The organism is Gilliamella sp. Gris1-4 (genome assembly GCF_001690335.1).
Classification (GTDB): Bacteria; Pseudomonadota; Gammaproteobacteria; order Enterobacterales; family Orbaceae; genus Gilliamella; species Gilliamella apicola_P.
The window spans coordinates 1-19,804 of record NZ_LZHA01000012.1; the positions used below are offsets into that span (position 1 = coordinate 1).

Consider the following 19,804-nt stretch of genomic DNA (forward strand, 5'->3'; position numbering starts at 1 on the left):
GATATCCATTAAAAATACGGGTCGATAATGGGCCAGAATTTACAGGAAAAACCTTTATAAACTGGGCTAAATCACATGATATAACCATTGATTATATCCAGCCCGGTAGCCCTTATCAAAATGGCTTTATTGAACGATTTAATCGTACCTATCGTACTGAAGTACTCGATTTATATCTTTTTAACAACTTAGCACAAGCTAGGAAAATAACCGAAGAATGGCTAACGATTTATAACACCGAAAGACCGCATGAGGCATTAAATAACATGACACCGATTGAGTATAAAACACTAAAACAAGCAGCTTAATTTTCTACGTGAGTTGTGTACTAAGTTTGGGGTATTTACAGCAACATTACGTGGGTAGCCACCACTTTCTCCGGTATAAGATGGATCAAAAGCCAACGTAATAAAACCTTGTTCGGCTAGTGTTTGAGCGTATAGCCCGCTCGCTTGTTCTTTTACTGCACCAAAAGGTCCGCTGATTGCGATTGCAGCTAATTCGCATTCATTTTGATTTTTGGGAATATAAAGATCGCCGATTAATATAATTCCATAACGGTTCTGAAAGGCGACTTTACGGTGATTAACTTTTGTACTTTTAGGAAAGGTCTTGTCCCATTTTTCGAACAGTGATAAAGGTGAAATTTGATTTATCTTATCAGTACTCATAGTTATAACTCCACTTATTGGTGTGAATAGTATAGTAGTTGGTGGAACAAATTTTGCTAAAAGCTCTTATTACTCATTTCTTTTACTGATATAGATTATATTTAGATAACTCAGCAGAAATTGTATTAGTAATTATTATAATTAATATTAATAGTATTGATTAGTGGGGAAAAAATGCTAAGATTAATACTAAATTGTTATAAATAAGAGTAAAAAAATACTTTGCTAACTAAGCGAGAAAACTACAATGATCTTTACCTGTTTATGATTGTTGTACAGGAAGGAAGCTTTACCGCTGCAGCAAAACGGCTTGGGCTTGCACAATCAGGGATAAGTCGTTCTATCCGTGAGCTTGAAAAGCGCCTTGGTTTACAGCTTTTGGTTCGCACAACGCGCAAATTATCTCTGACGCAGGCGGGTGGACAATTTTATCAAAAAGTACTGTCTGGATTTGATGCATTAAATGACGGACTAACCTCTCTAGCTTATTATCGTAATACTCCATCAGGTACTGTTCGCATCAATGCTAGCCAGCATGTTATAGATAAAGTGCTATTACCTAAGTTAGCGGTATTTCAACAACTTTATCCTGATATCCGATTGGAACTTATCAATGAAAGCAGGTTTGTTGATATTATTTCTGAGAGATTTGATGCCGGTGTGCGCCTAGGTCCAGAAATTAACGATGGCATGGTTGCTGTACGTATTTACCCAGATATGGAAATGGCAATTGTTGGCACTCCCGACCACTTTCGTCGCTATGGATTTCCACAAATACCAGCAGATTTAGTGGCACATCCTTGCATTGCATATCAACTTGGTGACGGAAGTTTGTACTCGTGGGAGCTTTATCAAGATGGCGAAAAAATTACCCACCGACCTGAGGGAAAATGGGTTTTTGCTGATAGTTATTTGGAAGCTAAAGCTGCTCGCTTTGGATTGGGGTTAGCCTATGTACCAGAAGAATTGGTAGCGGATGATATAGAAAAAGGCGTTCTCATTAGAGTGCTACAACGTTTTAGTCTTAAGCTCGAAGCATCGTATATCTATTACCCTAATAGAAATATATCTCCTGCGCTACGAGCTGTTATTGACGCATTGAAAATTTAAAGGGAGATTGAAATTGTCTACACTTGATTATTAGAATAATTTTTTAAAAACTTACAAGCGATTTTATTTTCAATATCTTTATATGTAATATTACTTATTTCATGTCTAAATTCGCTTTTTGTAACGCCATAACCATTTGCCACTGGTTAGTCGATGGTAGAAGAATGTGCTTCTTATGATCCAATCAAGGAACATTCCAAACCATACACCAAGTACGCCGAAGCCAAGGTAAACGCCAAAAATATAACCAACAACGATTCGACACATCCACATGCTGGCTATAGCAACCCACATGGTGTAATTGGCATCTTTGGCACCTTTAAAACCGTATGACAAGACAAATGAAGATGCCCAAAATGGGGTGAATAAGGCATTAAACCAAAGCAGATGTTTGGCTATATCGATAACTTCTTGGTCGTTGGTGTATAGTGAACTTAATAAGCCAGCAAAAGGTATTGATAAAAAAGCCAAAAAGCATAATATAAAATTGGTTAAATGAAAGATAAATTTAAGTTGTCTGGTAGGTTGAGATATTTGCCCCATACCTGTGCGCTTACCGACGATGATAGTAGAAGTAGCACCTAATGTACTGCCAGGTAAATTAAGCAGACCTGCAATTGAAAAGGCAATAAAATTGGCGGCTATACTTGATGTACCCATTCCAGCAACAAAAGTTTGGGTGAGTAATTTACCGATGTTGAACATTACCGATTCAACACTCGCGGGTAGACCGATACTTAAAATATCGATAAGGATTTTGCTATTAAATGAGTGAAAATAACTTCTAAAGGGTATAAAAAGAGCTCTGCTTGGTTTAATGGTAAGTAGTAATAATATAAAAAACATACCGCAATAGCGTGATGTCGTTAATCCAATTCCTGCGCCAATGAATCCCAAACCTTGCCAATCAAATATACCGTAAATTAATATGTAACTTATAGATATATTTAAGATATTCATAATAATGTTTAGGTACATTGGGATTTTGGTATTTCCGGCCCCTCGTAGAGCACCACAACCGATTAATATAAAAGCTAGAGCAGGATAACCTAGTACAGTTAATTGAAGAAAAGTTAATGATAACTCCTTTACGTCGGGATCGGCTTTACCTGCAATAATTTCAATAATCCAATAACCTGAAAATTCAATAAAAATGAATAATAAAATTGAGATAATAACAAGCAATGTGATGGATTGTCTGGCAGCAACAACGGCCTTTTTTCGGTTATGGCGTCCAAGGCTAAAAGCCACAACTACCGATGTTCCAAGTGCAACGGCCATAAAAAATGACATGATAATCATATTAAAGCTTTCAGCTAGACCAACGGCAGCCATTTCGGCTTTGCCTATCCAACTCACTAAAAATGTACTAAAAATTCCCATTAAAATAACGGATAAGTTTTCAATGAGTATGGGAATGGCTAAGGGGTAAATTTCTCGCCATAGTAACACATTGTTTGAATGTCTTTTTTTGAATATTTGTAATTCTTTTAAACGGTTAATTAATTGAACATTCAATTTAAGGCCTAGGTTTTACACATTGAATTATGCAACTTATTATAACGCTATTATTGAATAAAAATAAATTTATGTTTGAAAAACATACTGCGGTTAGTTGATAAATGATTTATACAAATATTTTTAATTAATGATTAAAAATTAAATAAAGATAAATATTTTTTAATCGTTAACACATATAACAGTATATATTTTATTGCGTATTTAAGTGTTTGGCTTTATATTATTTTCAATACTAATATTGCAATTTTGCTTTAACCTTTATAAGCCCAATTTATGCATAAAAAACGTTTTTCTTTGATTGTAGCGATCATTGCTGTTATTGCTATGGTTGTTATTATATATTTTGCTTATCAACCTAGTACTATTATTTTGCAAGGTGAAGTTGAATCTAATCGTGTTGATGTTGCTGCCAGAGTTCAAGGTCGAGTAAACCAATTTAATTATGATGTTGGTGACGATGTTAAACAGGGTGAAGTTCTTCTTACTCTTTCAAATCCTGCATTGTTAGCTCAGCTTGCAACAGCAGAAGCGCAATTAAAAGTAGCAATGGCGAGTCGTGATAATACTTATAGCACTAGACCAGAAACAATTGATGTGCAAAAAGCGCAGTTAGATAAAGCTAAATCAGATTTAGATTTAGCTCAAACTAGCTATGAAAGAATTAATCGCTTAGCTAAAAATGGCACTGTTTCAAAGCAAAGCTATGATGAATCCTTTAATCAATATCAAGCGGCCATTAAAGCTTATGAAGCCGCTAAAGCTAACTTATCACTAGCCGAAAACGGTAGCAGTGTAGAACAGAAAAAATTAGCCGATGTGCAAGTTGAACAATCAGAAGCAGCATTGGCGCAAGTAAAAGCTGATGTTAATGAATTAACTTTAGTTTCTCCAATTAACGGTCAAATTACGACTCGAGTTGCTGAAACAGGGCAATTATACAGTCCAGGTACTCCGCTTTATTCTATTATTGATTTAAATGATATTTGGTTTACTTTTAATATACGTGAAGATTTGCTGGGAAACCTTAAAGTTGGTGATACGTTTCAAGTAAGAGTACCGGCATTAAATAATCAGATTATAGATGTTAAAGTCACTGTATTAAATGCTTTAGGTCAATATGCGAATTGGCAGGCGACTAAAGCAACGGGTGATTTTGACTTAAAGACTTTTGAAATGCGTGCTAAACCAATTAATAAAGTGTCAGGTCTCCGCCCAGGAATGAGTGTTACTACAAAGTGGCAATCTCGCTAGCTTGAATAATATCGAGATTTTAGACAAAAAGGAACGATATTAATGTATCACCGGCTATTTCAAGTAATTGGATGGGAACTTCGTAAATTAATTAAACAACGTATTTTGTGTTTATTAGTTTTCATCTATCCTTTATTATTTATTTTTTTATTTGTTTATATGTACCATGCCGGTGTTATTACTCAGGTACCTATTGCTGTTGTTGATCAAGATACAACTAAATCATCTCGCTTATTAATTCAACAAGTTGCGGCTTCACCTCAGCTACAGGTAGCTGAACGTTATCAAGATCTTACCTCAGCTAAACATGCGTTGATTAAAGGTGATGTTTATGCTGTGCTTTTCATTCAGCATGAGTTTGAAAAAGATCTTATAGCTGGTCATCAGCCAGAAGTTGTCGCTTTTTATAATAATCAGTATATGTCAGCTGGAACGATTATTTTTCGGGCGATGAGTTCCGCATTGAAAACAGCAAATAGTCAAATAGTATTGCAAGGATTATTAGAAAAAGGAATTGCTTCACCAGTTGCACAAAGCCAAATGCAAACTATACCGACAAGTTTACATCCCTTATATAATCCAACTTTAAATTATTTATATACGTTAATTAGTGGTTTAATTCCTACTATATTACAAATCATTATTATGATGGCCATGGTTACTAGTATTACTCGTGATCGTTTTACTGGAACGGGGTATCAGCAAATATTAAAATTAGCTAATCATAATATTTTTATCTTTTTATTAGGACGCATTATTCCTTATTTTATCTATTTTTTATTTTGCTTGATTCTATTTGATACCGTTTTAATTGCTAATTTTAATTTACCTTTAAATGGACATTTAATATTGCTTATACTTGGTGATATAGGCTTTATTTTGACTTCATGTTTGTATGGCATTTTCTTTGGTTTAACGGGATCAACACTAGCACAAGCTTATGGCACTGCAAGCTTAGTAGCATCACCAGCGTTTGGATTTACTGGGCTTATTTTCCCTCGGATTGCAATGAATACCTTTGCTTATATTTGGAGTGCTTTATTACCTGTAACATGGTATATACAAATTCGTCTTGATCAAACATTAAGATCGCCAAATATAGTAACTTCCTTACAACCGTTTGTTTATTTAGTGATCCAATTAAGTGTTATGGTTATTCTTGTTTATCTTTTTTTACGAAAGATCCGTAGGCGGTTGATATGATTAAATCTTTACTATTAATTTCCTATGATGAATTAAAACGAATTTTCCAAACCAAAGCGATAGTTAGCGTTATGTTTGTGGGAATATTTATCTATTTCATCTTTTACCCACAACCTTATTTACATGAAGCAATCCGAGATGTTCCTATTGCTGTTATTGACCAAGATAATACCAATTACAGTCGAGATCTAGTAAGACAACTTGATGCTAATAAGTCCATCAATATAGACTTACATATTGCAGACTTAGAAACGGCTAAAAAACTTATCGAAGAACGTAAAATATATGGAGTTGTACTCATACCTTACCGTTTTCAAAAGAATATATTAGAAGGAAAAACTAGCCCAGTGTCATATTATGGTGATGCGAGCTATATTTTAATTTATAGTAATGTTGCTACCGCCATTAATACCGTTGCCAGTAATTTTGGCGCTAAAATTTCAATTTCACGCAAAATAGCGCAAGGTGTCGATCCTGCAGTGGCAAATAATAATGTTTCTCCTTTTAATAGCCAGTTAATTAGTTTATTTAATCCTCAATCAGGATATGCAACCTATATTATTCCAGCCGCTTTTATTTTGATCTTAAATCAGACATTATTTATCGGTAGTATTTTATGCCGTCTATTTAGTAAAAATTCTGATTTTGAAATAGCCTTTATTAATAAACAGAATCACACGGTTTCATCGGCATTATTCCTGCTTTCTGGTAAATTATTGACTTATTTAGTGCTTTATTTAATCTATTTTATTATTTATACCGTATTTGCTAACTATTGGTATGACTTACCGCGCCTAAGTCATCTATCTGTTTCCTTACTATTTATTCTTCCTTTTATTTTGTCCACTTCGTTATTAGGTAAAGTTGTTTCACATTTTGTCCATACGGTAAGTGATGTATTTTGCTTAATTATACCGTCAAGTATGATTATCTTTTTTGTTACAGGATTATCTTGGCCAAAAGAATTGATGCCTCCTTTGTTCCATTTTATTGGCTATATATTTCCAGCTGTACCAGCTATAGTTGGGTCAGTAAAAATAAATCAAATGGGAGCAAGTTTTTCCGAATTTAGTCAGGAATATTGGCATTTGTGGATATTAACCATTGTCTATTTTTGTATCGCATTTATTTTAGAAAAACGTTATGTTCAAAAGATAAAGTCGACAAATGCTAAGAGAGAAAATTAAATTAGCAATAGTTCATTTATTATAAATAATCAAGTAAAAAATTGATTGATACAACAACGTCAGCAATGGCACTAATTTGCAGCTGTATTAATATGTTTGAATTTCTTTTTTAGCTTTATGATAAACCTCATTTGTTATATATAAAAATATGTCAGTTTCATAAATTTAGATATAGAATTTTGTTTTTTCCCTTGAAGGTTAGTGTGTATAGCTATATCATAATTGGCCGACTAAGATCTTAGTTAGCTAGACCCCAAAAAATAGAAAACAAAATAAATGAGTCCTCATGTTAATTAATGCTAAAAATATTCTCGAAAAATTAAATCCGCATAATAAAGTAAATTACGATTCTGTTTTAAAAGAAGTGATTAATAATTGGCAATCAGAATCAGTTCGACCAAAGTTACTAATTCATAGTTGTTGTGCACCTTGTAGTACCTATGTTTTAGAGTATTTAGCACAATATGCAGATATTACGATTTATTTTGCTAATTCTAATATCCATCCTAGAGTTGAATATGAGCACCGTAGTGTGGTGCAACAGAAATTTATTGCTGACTTTAATCAAAAAACAGGTAATAACGTTCAATTCTTAGAAGCACCTTATCAGCCAGCAGAATTTATTAAACAAGTTGGTCATTTGCGTGATGCGCCCGAAGGCGGCGAGCGTTGTCATATTTGTTACAAAATGCGATTAGATCTGGCCGCAATTAAAGCACAAGAATTGGGCTTTGACTATTTTGCAAGTGCTTTAACACTAAGCCCTAAAAAGAATAGCCAAAAAATAAACGAACTGGGGTTTGAAATTCAAGAGATCTTTTCGGTCAATTATCTACCTTCTGATTTCAAAAAAAATAACGGTTATAAACGCTCTATTGAATTATGCAAGGAGTATGATGTGTATCGTCAATGTTATTGCGGTTGTATTTTTGCTGCCAAAGCACAAGGTGTTGATTTGAAAAATGTGATTGCGATAGCTAAGCAAGGATTAGAGAAGGACTTGTAACATTTATTTATAAAAATATACTGAAACGTATAGTTACCGGAAACTTTTTGACACTGTTATTATCTACTGAGAGATATTTTTTAAACAGAACTATTAAAAAATTTAAACATTTAGCTATAATTGTCATTTATAAAAATAAAATTAATTTTTTAATAGTTAGCTATATTCTTGCTAAATGTGAGTTTATTATGTCAAAACTATATAAGTTAGGATTGGATGTTGGTTCTACAACAGCTAAATGTGTGTTACTTGATGAGCATGATAACTTTGTGTATACCAATTATGTTCGCCATAATACCTATGTTATAGCAACTGTGTTGCGATTATTAGATGAGATAGTACAAAAACTTGGCAATAATATTATCTTGTCGGTGAAAGTGACTGGTTCGGCAGGAATGGGGATTTCGGAAAAAGCAGAGATTGCTTTTATTCAAGAAGTGGTAGCTGCTTCAGAAGTTGTGCAACGAAAATATTCCGAAGTAAGAACATTGATTGATATAGGGGGAGAAGATAGTAAGATGATCTTCTTCTTCCCAGATCGTCCACCAGATATTCGTATGAATGGCAGTTGTGCTGGTGGAACTGGAGCGTTTATCGATCAGATGGCAACGTTACTTAATACTCCAGTTCAACAATTCGATCTTCTCGCCCAAAATCACAACCAAATTTACCCAATCGCTTCTCGTTGTGGTGTTTTTGCTAAAACCGATGTCCAAAATCTGATTAGTCGTAACGTTTCAAAAGAAAATATCGCATATTCTGTTTTGCATGCCGTTTGTATTCAGTTAGTTAACACCTTAGCGCGTGGTTATGACGTTGTACCAAAAGTGATGTTAATTGGTGGACCATTTTCATTTATTCCAACACTTGGTAAAGCGGCTTTAGAGACTTTAAAGCTAACTGAAGATCAAATTGTAAAAACTGAACATCCCACCTTATTGTCGGCTTGGGGAGCTGCAATTCATCTTTTGGATCGTACTGAGCTTTCAATTACTGATTTTATTGCAAAATTAAATGCCTCAACAAAAATAACCACTAATCAGTCTTTTAGATTAAATCCATTATTTAATAAATTATTGCCTTTTGATGATTGGAAAAAACAAAGAAAATATATTGAAATTCCTAAAATTAAGCTAGCTGATTATCAAAAACAAAACGCTTTTTTAGGTATTGATAGTGGATCTACAACTACAAAAATTACTTTAATTGGTGAAGATGATGAGTTGCTTTTTACCTATTATGCACCAAATAATGGTCACTCTATTGGTGCTTTAAGCAAAGGTTTAACACAATTAAAGCAAGAAATTGCATCATCAAGTAAAAACATTGTTATTGCTCGAACAGGTGTTACAGGTTATGGCGAAGAGCTATTAAAAGCAGCTTTTGCTTTTGATGATGGACTTGTTGAAACGATGGCGCATTTTGCCGCTGCAAAACATATCGATCCTGAGGTAAGCTTTGTAATGGATATCGGTGGTCAAGATATGAAAGCTATTTTTATATCCAATGGTGTTGTTAATCATATTGAACTTAATGAAGCTTGTTCATCAGGATGTGGGTCGTTTATTGAAACATTTGCTAAGTCACTTAATTTTAATACGATCGACTTTGCTGATGCGGCTTGTAAATCAATAAGCCCTTGCGATTTAGGTACACGATGCACTGTTTTTATGAATTCTAAAGTTAAACAAGCTTTGCGCGAGAATGCTACCGTTGGTGATATTTCAGCTGGGTTGGCTTTTTCAGTCATAAAAAATGCGATTCACAAAGTATTAAAACTCCACGATATGCGAAAACTAGGTGATCATATTGTGGTACAAGGAGGAACTTTTAAAAATTCAGCAGTTTTTAGAGCGTTAGAACAATTAACTGGTGCACAAATTACGAGTTCTAATATACCTGAATTAATGGGGGCTTATGGCTCAGCATTAGTAGCAAAAAATTACTATCAACAAAACCCAATAGCATCAACATTTATTGGTTTAAACAATTTACACAAAGCCGAAGAAAACAAAGCTAAACTTTCGCGTTGTAAAGGGTGCGAAAATAAATGCGATATTGTAATTTATCGTTTTGCTAATGGGCAACGCTATTATTCAGGCAATAAATGTGAACGTTTTTTAAGTAATAATCCTCAAAAAGATAACAATTCATTTAATATGTTTGATTATAAAAATGCGTTGTTATTTGATCGTATTGCAATTTCAACTTCTAATGCAAAAATCAATATTGGCATTCCGCGAGTGTTAGGACAATACGAAAATTTTCCTTTTTGGCATACGTTATTAACTCACAGTGGCATTAAGGTTACTCTTTCGCCATTTTCGACCAATGCTATTTATGAAAAAGGGGCAGGAACAGTCATGTCTGATAGTGTTTGTTTTCCTGCTAAGTTGGTACATGGGCACATTATGGAACTTATTGAACAAAAGGTTGATCGTATTTTTATGCCCATGGTGGTTTTTGAGTCTGCGCAGTTTGATAATGCTGTGAATAGTTATAACTGTCCAATAGTCAGTAGTTATGCTGAAGTGGTAAATAGTGCGATTAATCCCGAAATTAAATATGGCTTGCCAATTGATCATCCGGTTATTAATTTCACCAATATTAAATTACTTAAAAAAGGCTGTATTAAGTATTTAACTTCGTTAGGTATTAATAAAGCTGTGGCAGAGAAAGCATTTTCTAGTGCAATAATTGCTCAATCTAAATTTAAAAAATCACTTTATAATAAAGCAATTGAGGTCTTAAATAATGCTAAACAAACAGGACGTTATGTATTTGTTTTAGCGGGGCGCCCTTATCATAGTGACAGTTTAATAAACCATAAAACTCCCGAAATCTTAAATGCACTTGGTTGCGATGTGATTACTGAAGATTCGGTATTGGGAGCGATCAATCAATTGTCACCAGAACTACAAATTTGTTCACAGTGGAGTTATCCAAATCGTTTATATGCTTCGGCAACCTTTGTGGCACAACAAGCAAATAATATTCAATTCGTTCAACTCAATTCATTCGGTTGCGGACCTGATGCGATTGTCACCGATGAATGTAAGGCGGTATTAGAATCAAAAGGCAAAACCTGTACGATTATTCGTGTTGATGAAATTTCAGCAACGGGATCCGTTCGCTTACGTTTGCGGTCAATAATTGAATCCATCCGTATGAATCACCAACAGCCATTAAAATCTGTTGAACGTAAAAAGATAGCTATTTTTAATAAACAAGATAAACAGTGTAGGACGATACTAGCTCCGTTTCTTTCTGACTTTTATTCGCCAATTTTACCGTCAGTATTTGCATTATTGGGCTATAAACTAGAAACATTGCCAAAACCAGATAAAACTTCGGTTGAGTCGGGATTAAAATATTGTAATAACGAGATTTGCTATCCAGCAACCATTATTGTTGGCGATATTATCAAAGCTCTTCAATCTGGTAAGTATAATCGTGACGAAGTTGCGATTGGAATTACTCAGACAGGGGGACAGTGTCGTGCAAGTAGTTATCTATCATTAATTAAAAAGGCCATGATTAGTAATGGTTTTGAAGATATACCAATCATATCACTTAGTCCTAAGAACATGAATCAGAGTGAACAGCCAGGTTTTAAAATTAATTGGCTTAAAGCACTGCCAACTTCTTTTTTTGCTATGTTGTTTACTGATTCATTAGCTAAAATGTATTACGCTGTAGCGCCTAGAGCAAAGATAAAACAACAAGTTGATCAACTCAAGGATCTTTACATAAGAAAATTAGAGCAGGCTATTAGTCAGTATAAAGGTCATAAAGCAATTTATACACTATTAGCCGAAGCAGTTGCTGATTTTAACCAAGTAGAAGTTCTAAACAAAAATTGCCCACAAATTGGTATTGTAGGTGAAATCTATGTTAAATATAATAATTTTGGTAACCAACACAGTATTGATTGGTTAATTGATCAAGGCATTGAGCCAGTGATACCTCCAATGCTCGAATTTTTTGTTCAAGGCTTTGTAAATTTTGATAGTAATATTGATAATCACCTTGAATCGAAAAGGTATCTTTCCTATTTATTACACTTTTTTGAGAAGATTGCACAACGTTATATTGATAAAACTAATCAAATTCTGGCTAATTTTAAATATTATCAACCATTTCATAATATCCGTGATATAGCAAAAAAAGCTGAACAAATTCTTAATTTAAGTAACCAATTTGGAGAAGGCTGGTTGATTCCAGCAGGCATCATGAGTTTTGCTGAGTATGGTATTAACAATGTCATTAGTTTGCAACCTTTTGGCTGTATTGCTAATCATGTAGTTTCAAAAGGTGTTGAAAAACGTATACGCGACTTAAATCCTAAACTTAATTTATTGTATTTGGATTTTGATGATGGGGCAGGAGAAGTAAACGTGCTAAATCGTTTACATTTTATGGTTAGCTCATTAAAGTATACGCAATTACAACGTATTGTTTAATAACTATAATGGCTTATGGTTATGTGATAATGTATAAAATTATTCATAGTAATGCATTTACAAGGAGGATCAGTTAGTTGTGTTGTCGATTTATCAATTAAAACCAAAATTTCAAGCATTACTTAGACCATATGCCAATGCTCTTTATAAAGCAAATTTTACAGCCAATCAAGTAACATTAATAGCTGGATTTGGATCGATTTTTATCGCTTTCATTGTTGGAGTATTAGCCAAATATCAATGGATTTTTTTTCTTATTCCAATATGGATGTTTATCCGTATGGCACTTAATGCCATTGATGGTATATTAGCAAGAGAATATTACCAAAAATCAAATTTAGGTGCTTATTTAAACGAAATTTGTGATGTTGTGTCTGATAGCGCATTGTTACTCATTTTTACACAAATTGAATGTGTCAATAACTATTTAGTCATTTTAGTGGTTTTATTGTCGTTATTAACAGAATACAGTGGCGTGCTAGGTGTTATGATTGGTGCTTCACGGCGGTATGATGGACCAATGGGTAAGAGCGATCGAGCATTTGTGCTTGGTGGAATTAGTCTAGCGATTGCCACTTATTTATTACCTTTAAGTTACATCAATGCGCTATTATGGATCATTAGTATTTTGCTTGTTTGTACTGTAATTAACAGAATACGAAATGGCATTCAAGAAGTCCAAAAATAACGAGGGGAAATATGCGTCAACAGCAACAAAAAACATTTATTAGTTATGATGGCTGTCAGTTATTCTATCGCTATTGGTCTGTTATTGATAGCAATGCTAATCAACCTAAAGCAATAGTCATTTTTCATCGTGGGCATGAACATTCAGGACGTGTTGCACATCTTGCTGATGAATTAAATCTACCAGATTATCAAATCTTTGCTTGGGATGCTAGAGGTAATGGTCAATCAGAAGGTGAGCGAGGTGATGCTCCTAATTTTGCAACATTAATTAAAGATGCTAACTGTTTCATTGAACACATCATGCAGGAGTATAACCTCCGTCAAGAAGATATTGCTATTATAGCCCAAAGTGTTGGTGCTGTGATTGCTTCGGCATGGATACATGACTATGTGCCAAATATTCGTGCCTTGGTATTAGGTTCACCAGCTTTTAGCGTAAAATTATATGTACCATTAGCGGTGCCAGGATTGAAATTACTATATAATTTGAAAGGGAATTTTTTTGTTAATAGTTATGTCAAACCTAATTTATTAACGCATGATTTAGAAAGAGCAACTTCGTTTACAAAAGACCCATTAATTACTCGACCTATTTCTGTACGACTTTTGCTTGATTTATATTCAGTATCAGATCGTGTTGTTAAAGATGCAAATGCAATTACCGTCCCAACACAATTGTTAGTTTCTGGATCGGATTATGTAGTAAGACGAAAACCGCAAAGACAGTTTTACGATAATTTGGGCACACAACAAAAAGAATTTCACATTCTCCCAGGGTTTTATCATGATACATTTGGCGAAAAAGAACGAAAATTCGCTATCGATCGTGCAAGACGATTTATTATTGGTTGTTTCGCCAATCAAATTTGTGTACCGCCATTAGTTAATGCTGATCTTGTAGGATATACTAGGCAAGAAGCAGATAATTTAACGATGCCTCCATCGGGTTTGATTAAACCTATATACTGGAAGTTTATTAAAGCCAATTTAAAATATGTCAGTAAAATATCTGACGGAATTAGGCTTGGTATCGATACGGGATTTGATTCGGGTAGTACGCTTGATTATGTTTACCGTAATGAACCATCGGGAACATCAAAATTGGGGCGTTTTTTTGATTATGTTTATTTACAATCTATTGGTTGGCGAGGAATTCGACAACGAAAAGTACATCTTGAAGAGTTATTAAAACTAGCTATCAATAAATTATATGATCAGAACTATTCTATCGATATTGTTGATGTAGCAGCAGGGCATGGGCGTTATATTTTAGAAACGATTAATCAAATTGCCAATAAACCCAATTCGATTTTACTACGAGATTATAGTGATATTAATGTGCTTGCAGGTCAAACATTAATAGAAGAGAAAGGATTAGTAAATATAGCACGTTTTGAAAAAGGTGATGCTTTTAATCGTGAGCAACTAGCCCAATTATCACCTAAACCAACTTTAGCTGTTGTATCTGGTTTGTATGAGCTGTTTAGTGATAATCAGTTGATACGTAACTCTTTATCTGGCCTTGCTGACTCAATACCTGAAGGGGGATATTTAATTTATACCAATCAGCCATGGCATCCTCAATTGGAATTTATAGCAAGAGCGTTAACATCACATCGTGATGGTCAACCATGGATTATGCGAAGACGAACTCAACGTGAAATGGATCAGTTGGTTGCAACTGCTGGGTTTAAAAAAATAACAATGCGTATTGATCAGTGGGGGATTTTTACTGTATCGCTAGCACAACGAATAAAATAATGGATAAAGTAAAACTAGGATTTAATAAGCTAACTATTTATAAGTTTATATGGTTAATTTGTTTAGCTATTTTCTTTTTTACTAGCTATAATTTTGCCAATTGGTTTACCTCTACACGTAGTGATGTAGGAAGTATAGTTTTTAAATGGGAACATTCAATTCCATTGTGGTCTTGGTCTATCGTACCTTATTGGTCGATAGACCTTATGTATGGACTAGCAATATTACTTGTTTGCTCTCATCGAGCTCTAAAAATACTTTGTCTTCGACTTTTATCCGCTCAGATTATTTGTATTATCTGTTTTTTGATTTTTCCGCTTAAGTTTTCTTTTGAGCGCCCAACATTAGATGGATTATCGGGATTATTATTTGATATTTTGATGGGATTTGATAAACCTTTTAATCAAGCGCCATCGCTTCACATTACATTATTGGTTATTTTATGGCAATTTTATGCTAGCTATTTTCGTGGTGTGAGGCGTTATATTTTACATATTTGGTGTTTATTAATTGCTTTATCTGTATTAACAACTTGGCAACATCACTTTTTTGACGTCCCTACAGGGGTCGGAGTAGGGTGTTTCTGTATTTGGTTATGGCCAAATGATAGTCTATCACCAATAAAAAATTACCAATTACCTAAACAGTATTTTTGGAGTAGCGTTTATTTTTTACTGTTCGCATTTTCCTTTTCTATTGCTATTTACTTTTATTCATGGGCATTGTGGTTATTATGGTTTTCTGTTGCATTTTTATTAGTTTCAGTAAACTATTTATTAGTTGGTACAGTCGGTTTTCAAAAACAGACTAATGGAAAATTTAATCTTGTAGTTACTATTTTATATCTGCCTTATTTTGTGATTATATGGGTTAATTCACGATTGTGGACATTTAAAAATAAGTCGGTAGATTTGATTTGTGATAATGTTTATTTAGGTAGAATACCTTCCAATAATACTTTACGCATAAATCATTTTTTCTCAATTGTTGATCTTTGCGCTGAATTACCAATTCCTCATTTTAATGGTCAGTACAATCTCATCCCTGTATTAGATATGACGCCATTGACGATTGAACAATGTCAGCAAGCAGCTGAAATTATTAATCAGTATTACAAAAAAGGTAAATTATTAGTCTGTTGTGCTTTGGGATATTCGCGCAGTGCTACCGCTATTATTGCTTGGTTATTGTTAACTAAAAGAGCATCGAACTTAGATGAAGCAATAAGTATGGTAAAAGAACGCCGTCATACAATTGTTATTACAGCCAAGCAACGAATAATTTTGTTAGACTGGTTTTTACAAATAAAAAAAGGAAGTCAGTATGTTAAATCATGATGAACCCAAAAAATTTACAACAGATTGTCAAACATCACTTGTGACATTTTGTAGTTTACTGACTATCAGTTTATCTACTGGTTTATTATTGTTAATTTTTACTATTACAGCATTATGCTTTGGATTGATCTCAAATTGGATGATTAACGATGCTTTACCATTAACCTTATTTTGTTTTGCTGCCTTTATTATGGGATTGATTGGGATTTATTACACATTACGAATTCAATTTGATAAACAACTGTTTAATTATTTGTCTACTCGCAACAAACAACTCTCCAATACACTTATTGAGTTAGATAATGCACTGTTAACCCTTCATTTAATTAAGTCCAATCAGTTAACAAAACGGACTATCATTGAACGCCAACAAGGTACGTTAAGGTTATTTAGAAAACAAATAACATTACTGATTATACAAATTATATTATTAATAGGAGCATGGTTTAGTGGCATTATTCAATCTTGGTAATTCAGTTAAAGTAAAATTGGTTCATATTTAACAGCGGACAAGTAATAAGGAGAAAGGAATATGCCTAATTATCAAAATGATACCTTATTATTATTTGCTGGTATTGGTATTTTACTTGTTATTGCCTCTACTGTAGGTTGGCTATTAAAACGGCATCTTAGTAGTCCAAATAGTGTAATTGATAATCTTATCACTCGCATTAATGCATGGTGGGTAATTGTGGCTGTTATAGGTATTGCATTCTTGATAGGAAAATTTGCGGTAGTTTTTCTGTTTTTCGTAGCATCTGCTATTGCATTACGAGAGTTTTTAATTTTAACGCCTGCTAGTCGTTATGATTCTTATGCATTGGTATTTGCCTATTTCATTGCTTTACCTTTGCAATATATTTTAGTTGCTATATCGTGGTATGGATTATTTAGTATTTTTATCCCTGTTTATGGTTTTTTATTATTAGCCATTTTGGCGGCAATAACCGGTTCAACTTATAATTTTTTGGAGAGAACAGCTGAAGTACAATGGGGATTAATGATTACAGTATATAATATTTCTTGCGTACCAGCATTATTAATATTACCAATTGATAATTATCAGGATCGCAATCTTCTTTTGATTGCTTTTTTAGTATTGGTTGTAGAGCTTTCAGATGTGTTGCAATATGTGTTTGGAAAATTATTCGGTAAACATAAAATTAGTCCAAATTTATCGCCATCTAAAACGGTTGAAGGATTTATTGGAGGAACCTTATCAGCAAGTTTAATTGGTGCGTGCCTATTTTGGATCACACCTTTTAGTTTTATCCAAGCAGGTTTTATTTCACTCATGCTTACATTATTGGGTTTTTTGGGTGGTTTGGTTATGTCTGCCATCAAACGAGATAGAGGTATAAAAGATTGGGGAAATTTAATTAGTGGTCATGGTGGTGTGCTCGATCGTTTAGATTCTGTTTGTTTTGCCGCACCGATCTTTTTTCATCTTGTACGTTATTTTTGGGTCTAACTTTAATATTAACTTTAAATAAGCAAACTAGTTTATCTAAATTATACAAATTCACATGCAAAAAAAGAGCAAAATCGTTTAATTTATGATATAAATACAGTTATAGTTTTAACTTTAAAATATAAATAAGGACTTTATTATGTTAAAAGAGCAAATGGTAGTAAAAAATTCAACGGGCTTGCATGCTCGCCCTGTAACAACTCTAGTTAAATTAGCTGGTCGTTATAAATCATCAATTGAGCTTGTTTATAATGATAAAGCAATTAAATTAAAAAGTATGATGGGTTTACTAGGTGCTGGTGTTAAAGGTGGTTCAACTGTTGAAATCATCTGTGATGGTGAAGATGAACAAGCAGCAATGGACGAAATCCGTGAACTATTTGCAACTGGTTTTGGTGAGTAATTACAACATTAGCTAGCTAATAATTATTTTTTTATTTGATTCCGTCGACTTAAGTCGACGGAGTTGTTTTTTGAAAGGCGTAACTAGATACTTTTAAGTAGACCTAATTTAAAAAGATTAAGTTAATTTTTGATTATTGAATTCAATTCGCTATGATCAATTGAAGGCAACGTTTTGGTAAAACCTTTAGTTAGATAAATTAAATAAATAACCCCAATTGCTAACCAAGCTAAACCAACAATCATCGCTGTTGCATCAAGACTTGTCCACAACCACAATGAAAGCAAAACGCCAATTGCAGGTAACAGTCCATACTTAAATAGCATCGATGCTGTTTTTGCATTATTACCACCAAGGTAGCTTTTAATCACACATAAATTGACAAAAGTAAAAGCTACTAATGCGCCAAAGCTTATCATTGAAACCACTAAACTAAGGTCTAATACTAATGATAGCAATGAAAAGCAAGCAACAAAGATAATTGATAAATAAGGCGTTCTAAAGCGTGGGTGAATTTTATAAAAAATCTGTTTAGGTAGCACCCCTTCACGTCCCATTGCATAGAAAATCCGTGACACGCTAGTTTGCGCAGTCATTGCTGATGCAAAAACTCCAGTTATATAAGCTGTTTGGAAGAAGTTATACATAAATTCCCCCCCCAATTTACTAATATCACCAACTCGACGAACTACGTCTAGACTTGCTGTATCTTTATTATCTACAAAATCTGTCCACTGAGGATAGGCTAAGTGTGCACAATATGAAACAACTAAGAAGATACAACCAGCAATTAATACGGTAAAGATAATGGCTTTAGGTAATGATTTTCGTGCATCATTAGACTCTTCGGCTAGGGTTGCTATTGCATCAAATCCTAAAAAAGCTAAACACAATATTGCTGCACCAGATAGTAATCCACTAAAATCATCAGTATTAACTAATAATGGTTTTAGCATTGTTTCCGATGTCAAATCAACATTAGTCACTGTCAAAATGATAAATAATATGATGAAAAAAACTTGCAATACATTCAAGGTAACGTTTACACAATTAATTAGTTTAATTCCAAGATAGTTTAATACACTGACCCCCAAAAGAGATGCCAATACAAAAACGTAGGCTGGAATAAAACAGAATCGGTCGTGAAGATAAATACCTAAAACCAAATAATTTAATATTGGCAAAAATAGGTAATCAAGGATTTGTGCCCAACCCACCAAAAATCCAGCTTTTCCACCAAAAGTACGTTGTACATAAGAATAAGCAGAACCAGCAATAGGTAGCTTATTTGCCATACGACAATAGCTTAATGCAGTGAAAAAAATCATGGCAAGGGTGATGATATAGGCTATAGGTAAGTGTCCATTACTGGCAACAGTGACTTCCCCATAAGTGGTAAAGATCCCTAAAGGAACCATATAAGCTAAACCAAATGCAATTAATGCAGGTGTGGTTAAAACTCGTTTCATTTTTATTGCGGACATGACTTACTTTGCTCCTCTGTCCCAAAAAACAATAAAAAACTACTAAGTATAGTTTTGCCTTTTTACCCGCTTAAAGCGGCAGGGAATTCTGCCATATTATAATAATTATGCAAGCTAATTTTTTGTAAAAATATTAAAGCGGGCAAATTATAAACTTTAAAGTATATTAGCTGCTAATTAAGACTTATTTAATTTAAACTGGTTAGTTAAAACTTTGAATTTCTATTTTTACATTTGAGTAGCAAC

Annotated in this window: 15 protein-coding genes and 1 pseudogene; 13 read left to right on the forward strand and 3 right to left on the reverse strand. The window is 33.6% G+C overall.

All coding sequences use genetic code 11. The features are described from left to right. The coding region (locus tag A9G31_RS01170) for an integrase core domain-containing protein (RefSeq protein WP_141671333.1) at window positions 1-308 on the forward strand (308 nt) is incomplete at its 5' end. Between the two features lie 39 nt (window positions 309-347). Here the strand turns inward: A9G31_RS01170 and A9G31_RS01175 are convergent. Then, a pseudogene (locus tag A9G31_RS01175) lies at window positions 348-704 on the reverse strand (alpha/beta hydrolase); the annotation flags it as partial. Window positions 705-893: 189 nt separating this feature from the next. Between A9G31_RS01175 and A9G31_RS01180 the strand changes: the two are divergent. After that, window positions 894-1,781, forward strand: a complete 888-nt coding sequence (locus A9G31_RS01180) for a LysR family transcriptional regulator (RefSeq protein ID WP_081299291.1) — start codon at window positions 894-896, stop codon at window positions 1,779-1,781. A gap of 105 nt (window positions 1,782-1,886) precedes the next feature. Here A9G31_RS01180 and A9G31_RS01185 read toward each other — a convergent pair whose 3' ends face one another. After that, a complete protein-coding gene (locus A9G31_RS01185; protein WP_218056334.1) occupies window positions 1,887-3,299 on the reverse strand; it encodes an EmmdR/YeeO family multidrug/toxin efflux MATE transporter in 1,413 nt (470 codons plus the stop codon). A 276-nt stretch (window positions 3,300-3,575) separates the two neighbouring features. On the opposite strand from A9G31_RS01185, the gene A9G31_RS01190 reads away from it, so the two are divergent. The 11 genes from A9G31_RS01190 (at window position 3,576) to A9G31_RS01240 (ending at window position 18,074) form a co-directional block, all read left to right on the forward strand. Then, window positions 3,576-4,553, forward strand: a complete 978-nt coding sequence (locus A9G31_RS01190; RefSeq protein WP_065560073.1) for an HlyD family secretion protein — start codon at window positions 3,576-3,578, stop codon at window positions 4,551-4,553. Window positions 4,554-4,595: 42 nt separating this feature from the next. Beyond that, entirely contained in the window at window positions 4,596-5,756 is a 1,161-nt protein-coding gene (locus tag A9G31_RS01195; protein ID WP_065560074.1) for an ABC transporter permease, read from the forward strand. Next, window positions 5,753-6,943 (forward strand): ABC transporter permease, encoded by a 1,191-nt coding sequence (locus tag A9G31_RS01200; RefSeq protein WP_065560075.1) that lies wholly within the window; start codon window positions 5,753-5,755, stop codon window positions 6,941-6,943. The genes A9G31_RS01195 and A9G31_RS01200 overlap by 4 nt, the downstream gene beginning before the upstream one ends. Window positions 6,944-7,229: 286 nt before the next feature. Beyond that, window positions 7,230-7,949 carry an epoxyqueuosine reductase QueH gene (locus A9G31_RS01205; RefSeq protein ID WP_065560076.1) on the forward strand — a complete coding sequence of 240 codons (720 nt, stop codon included), beginning with the start codon at window positions 7,230-7,232 and terminating at the stop codon, window positions 7,947-7,949. 188 nt (window positions 7,950-8,137) lie between these two features. Next, a complete protein-coding gene (locus A9G31_RS01210; protein ID WP_065560111.1) occupies window positions 8,138-12,412 on the forward strand; it encodes an acyl-CoA dehydratase activase-related protein in 4,275 nt (1,424 codons plus the stop codon). Window positions 12,413-12,491: 79 nt separating this feature from the next. Continuing rightward, window positions 12,492-13,100, forward strand: coding sequence for a CDP-alcohol phosphatidyltransferase family protein (locus A9G31_RS01215; RefSeq protein WP_065560077.1), 609 nt, complete (start codon window positions 12,492-12,494; stop codon window positions 13,098-13,100). A gap of 11 nt (window positions 13,101-13,111) precedes the next feature. Then, window positions 13,112-14,863, forward strand: coding sequence for a bifunctional alpha/beta hydrolase/class I SAM-dependent methyltransferase (locus tag A9G31_RS01220; protein WP_065560078.1), 1,752 nt, complete (start codon window positions 13,112-13,114; stop codon window positions 14,861-14,863). After that, window positions 14,863-16,200, forward strand: a complete 1,338-nt coding sequence (locus A9G31_RS01225; RefSeq protein ID WP_065560079.1) for a phosphatase PAP2/dual specificity phosphatase family protein — start codon at window positions 14,863-14,865, stop codon at window positions 16,198-16,200. The genes A9G31_RS01220 and A9G31_RS01225 overlap by 1 nt, the downstream gene beginning before the upstream one ends. Continuing rightward, complete coding sequence (locus A9G31_RS01230) at window positions 16,187-16,672, forward strand: hypothetical protein (RefSeq protein WP_065560080.1); 486 nt, start codon at window positions 16,187-16,189, stop codon at window positions 16,670-16,672. Before A9G31_RS01225 ends, A9G31_RS01230 begins: the two co-directional genes overlap by 14 nt. A 60-nt stretch (window positions 16,673-16,732) precedes the next feature. Further along, complete coding sequence (locus A9G31_RS01235) at window positions 16,733-17,671, forward strand: phosphatidate cytidylyltransferase (protein ID WP_065560081.1); 939 nt, start codon at window positions 16,733-16,735, stop codon at window positions 17,669-17,671. A gap of 139 nt (window positions 17,672-17,810) precedes the next feature. Next, complete coding sequence (locus A9G31_RS01240) at window positions 17,811-18,074, forward strand: HPr family phosphocarrier protein (protein ID WP_034913021.1); 264 nt, start codon at window positions 17,811-17,813, stop codon at window positions 18,072-18,074. A gap of 122 nt (window positions 18,075-18,196) precedes the next feature. Here the strand turns inward: A9G31_RS01240 and A9G31_RS01245 are convergent, their stop codons facing one another. Continuing rightward, window positions 18,197-19,558, reverse strand: a complete 1,362-nt coding sequence (locus A9G31_RS01245; protein ID WP_034913025.1) for an APC family permease — start codon at window positions 19,556-19,558, stop codon at window positions 18,197-18,199. Window positions 19,559-19,804 lie beyond the last annotated feature (246 nt).